The organism is Actinomycetota bacterium, from assembly GCA_040754375.1.
Lineage (GTDB): Bacteria > Actinomycetota > Acidimicrobiia > Acidimicrobiales > AC-14 > JBFMCT01.
Genome location: JBFMCT010000088.1, coordinates 1 through 3,443 on the forward strand (window position 1 = coordinate 1; position 3,443 = coordinate 3,443).

At 72.1% G+C, this 3,443-nt stretch carries 3 protein-coding genes and 1 tRNA gene; 1 reads left to right on the forward strand and 3 read right to left on the reverse strand.

The window, feature by feature from the left end; translation table 11 throughout:
- Window positions 1-135: 135 nt before the first annotated feature.
- From AB1673_17495 to AB1673_17505, 3 genes are all read right to left on the reverse strand, one after another.
- A complete protein-coding gene (locus AB1673_17495; GenBank protein MEW6155752.1) occupies window positions 136-330 on the reverse strand; it encodes a hypothetical protein in 195 nt (64 codons plus the stop codon).
- Window positions 327-1,478, reverse strand: a complete 1,152-nt coding sequence (locus AB1673_17500; protein ID MEW6155753.1) for a site-specific integrase — start codon at window positions 1,476-1,478, stop codon at window positions 327-329. Before AB1673_17500 ends, AB1673_17495 begins: the two co-directional genes overlap by 4 nt.
- Before the next feature lie 109 nt (window positions 1,479-1,587).
- Window positions 1,588-1,660: transfer RNA gene (locus tag AB1673_17505), tRNA-Lys, on the reverse strand.
- Between the two features lie 150 nt (window positions 1,661-1,810).
- On the opposite strand from AB1673_17505, the gene AB1673_17510 reads away from it, so the two are divergent.
- A partial coding sequence (locus AB1673_17510) for a hypothetical protein (protein MEW6155754.1) occupies window positions 1,811-3,443 on the forward strand: 1,633 nt, incomplete at its 3' end.

Below are 3,443 nucleotides of genomic sequence, written 5' to 3' on the forward strand. Positions count from 1 at the left end.
TCGCCCACCTACGCAGCTACCTGTCCACCACCCGCAAGCACGACGTCCCCGCCATCGACGCCCTCACCCGGCTCTTCAAGGGCGATCCGTGGATGCCACCCACGCCGCCAGCTACGTGAACACTTACATCAGACGTCACCTCAATCGTATCGGCAGCCGCCGGTCTTGGGTCAATGCAGTGGCACTGTCCTGACGCCAGTCGTAGAGCGTGCTCCGGGGAACGCCCGAGAGCTGTGCAGCGCGTTCGATGGGGTAGACGCCCCGTGGATGGCGCAGCACGTAGAGCAAGGCCTTGTGCTCGTCGACGCCGGCCCGCTGCGATTCCATCACGGTGCAGTATGCCCCGCCGGCCCCTCGACGGGCGTGAGCACCGCCTCCAGAGAGCGCGCTGCGGCCTCGGTCATGCGCGGCGTCACGTGCTGGTAGGTGGCCATGGTAAAGCTCTCGGACGCATGGCCGAGGACGGCCGACGCGATCGCCGGGTGGACCTGCTGTTCGAGCAGCACCGTGGCGACGCCGTGGCGGATGTCGTGCAGGCGGGTCTTCGGTGAGATGCCGGCCTCGGCCGCCAGGCGCTTGAACGCGTGGCCAAAGGAGTCGGGGTCCATGGGCCGGCCGTCGCCGCGCTCGCACACGAGGTCGAAGTCCTGCCACTCGGCGCCCGCCAGCAGCTTGCGCTCGGCCTGCGCCTTGCCGTGTTCGAGCAGGATCGGCGGCACGAAGTTCGGCAGGACGATCTCGCGTCGCGCGCGCGTCGTCTTGGGGTCGAAGAACTGCAACGTGCGATCGGGCGAACGTTGCAGCGTGCGCGTCACACGCACGCGGCCCCTCCTGAGATCCACGTCGGCCCACCGCAGCCCAAGTACCTCCGAGCGCCGCATGCCGGTCGTCGCGGCGAGCACGATCGGCGCCTCCCAAATCGTGCCGCGCGCGGCGGTCATTAGCTGGCGGAGCTGCTCACCGGTCGGGATGTCGAGGCGCGCGCGTTCGACGCGCGGCGGCCGCACCGACCGAACCGGGTTCACGGTGATCAGGCCCCACGCAACCGCGGTGCTGACCGCCGAGCCGAGGACGGCGCGCGCCTGCAACACGGTTCGCGGGGCGGCGCCCTTCTTCGTCATCCGGTCGAGGAGCTGCTGCACGTGGGCCGGGCGCAGCTTCGACAGCCGCACCGATCCGAGCAGCGGGAGGATCTCGCGCTCCATCAGCCGCTTGTACCGGTCGTGCGTCAGCGGCCGCAGCCGGGACTCCTGATGCTCAAGCCACCGGACTGCGAAGTCGGCGAGCGTGATGTTGCTCGGGAAGGCATCCGCGCCCTGCTCGACCTGGTGCAGCTGCCGGTTGAGTTCCGCCTCGGCCTCGCGCTTCGTACGGAAGCCTCCCTGCCACCGCTGGCGGCGCCGGCCGGTGTCGGGATCGCGGCCCGCGTCAAACACGATCGACCAGCTCGTCCCACGCTTCCGGACGTGTCCGCGCACGCCCCGATGCTAACGGATCCGTTAGCAAATGTTTGCACATCGCCTTGTTATGTCAGGTTAGTTGAGAACTGTTCTCAGGTAACCACGCTCTGACCAGGATTTTTTGCGGTGGGCCGCCGGGGTCTCGAACCCCGCACCTTGGGATTAAAAGTCCCCTGCTCTACCGGATGAGCTAGCGGCCCTTTGCTGATCGTAGGCGGGCCGGAGAGCCACCGCCGCAGGAGGTTCCGTGCACTCTCGGTAGATCTGTTGCCGCTGAGCGGGCCCAGTTCTACCGAGACCGGCTACTGGTCCGGGAGGCACAACGACGCTCGCGGACCTAGGATTCGGGGGTGCCCATCGATATTTTCGGCCGCGGTAAGGGGCCGTCGAACAACGACGACATCGAGCGCGAGGCCGCTCGGGAGCTGGAACGGCTGACGGCCCGCCAGCCGCCGGCCAGCCCGTACGGCGAGTTCGGGGGGATGGGTGTCCGGTCGCCGGGCATGGGCCCCCCGTCGCCCCTCGAGGAGATGGCCATGCAGGTCTCGGCCCGCAAGCAGAACAACCGGCGGCGGCGGCGGGGCGCGGCCCCCGTCGAGGACCGCAGCGGGTTCACCGGCTTCCCGGGGGCGGCGGCCATCAGCGGGACCGTCGGGTCGACGCTCAGCTTCGGCGGAGGGGTCGGCCCGGGCGGGCGAAAGATGCCGCCCCCGCCCGATGCCCTGCCCCTCGGGCACCAGCCCCCGGCCGGCATCGCTTCGGGCTACGGCCCCGGAGACGACGACGACGATCCCGACGACGACATCGGTATCACCGAGATGGCGCTGCGCGACCACGCCGAGCGCTTCGGCCGGGGCCTCGAAGACACGATGATCCGCTCCGACCCGGTCGCAGCCGAGAGCATGCGCGAGGAGGCCCTCCGCAAGTTCATGGAGCGCCAGTCGGGCAAGGGGCCGGGCCCGTCCGCCGGGCCTGGGCCCCTGGGTGGCCCGTTGGGACGGCGCCGGCGCGCCGCTCACCCCAGCGGTCCAACCGGTCCCCAGGCGGTCCCGGCCGCCGAACCGGTAGAGGACGACGACCAGGACATCGGGGGTGCACCCGAGGCCGAGACCACGGCGCGGACGAGGCCCCGGGCCACGCCCCATGGCGACCGCCGAGCCGAGCTGGCCGAGGAGCGGGCCATGGTGGCCGAAGAGCGGGCCCGCTTGGCCGAGGACCGCGCCCGGTTGGCCGAGGAGCGGGCCACGTACGCCGAGGCCAGAGCGTGGGCGGCCGAGCAGTCGGCCCGCGAAACGGTCGAGGAGGCAACCGCCCGGGTGGCCGAGGTAGAGGCTGAACTCGAAGGCGCCCGCGAGGCGGCCCGGGCAGCCGCCGAGGCGGCTGCGGCTGCCGAGGCCCGGGCCAAGGCCCAGGCGAAGCCGGCGGCGTCGCGGGCGGGCGGTCGGCGGCCTCCCAAACGGGCAGCCGCGGCCAAGGGGGAAAAGGCCGTTACGGCGACAGCCGGCGAGGACGCGTCGGACGGCCCGGCCCGTAAGCGCCGGCCTGTAACCAAGGGCGAGAAGGCCGGTGCGGAGACGGCCAGCGAGGGCGCCTCAGCCGGCCCGGCCCGCAGGCGGCGACCGGCGGCCAAGGGGGACCAGACGGGCACCACGACAGGGGACGGCCCGTCTGGGCCGGCCGTCGCGGGATCACCGCCGCCCAAGGCGGGTGCCCCCACGTCAGCTCGGTCAAAGACCGCGGCCGCGAGGTCGACGAGCGAGGGCGCGCCCGCGGTTACCGAACAGGCACCGGCCCCTCCGGCGCCGGCCAAGGCGGTAAAGCGGGTCAAGAAGGTCGCCCCTCGCCGCCCGGCTACGCCCGGCACGGCGGGAACCGCCCCTAACACCCCGGCCGAGGGGACGACCTCGAGCGGGGGGGGTCAACCGTCCCCGGACACGGCCACACGGGCCCCCCGGGCCAAGAAGACCGTCAAGGCCAGCACCC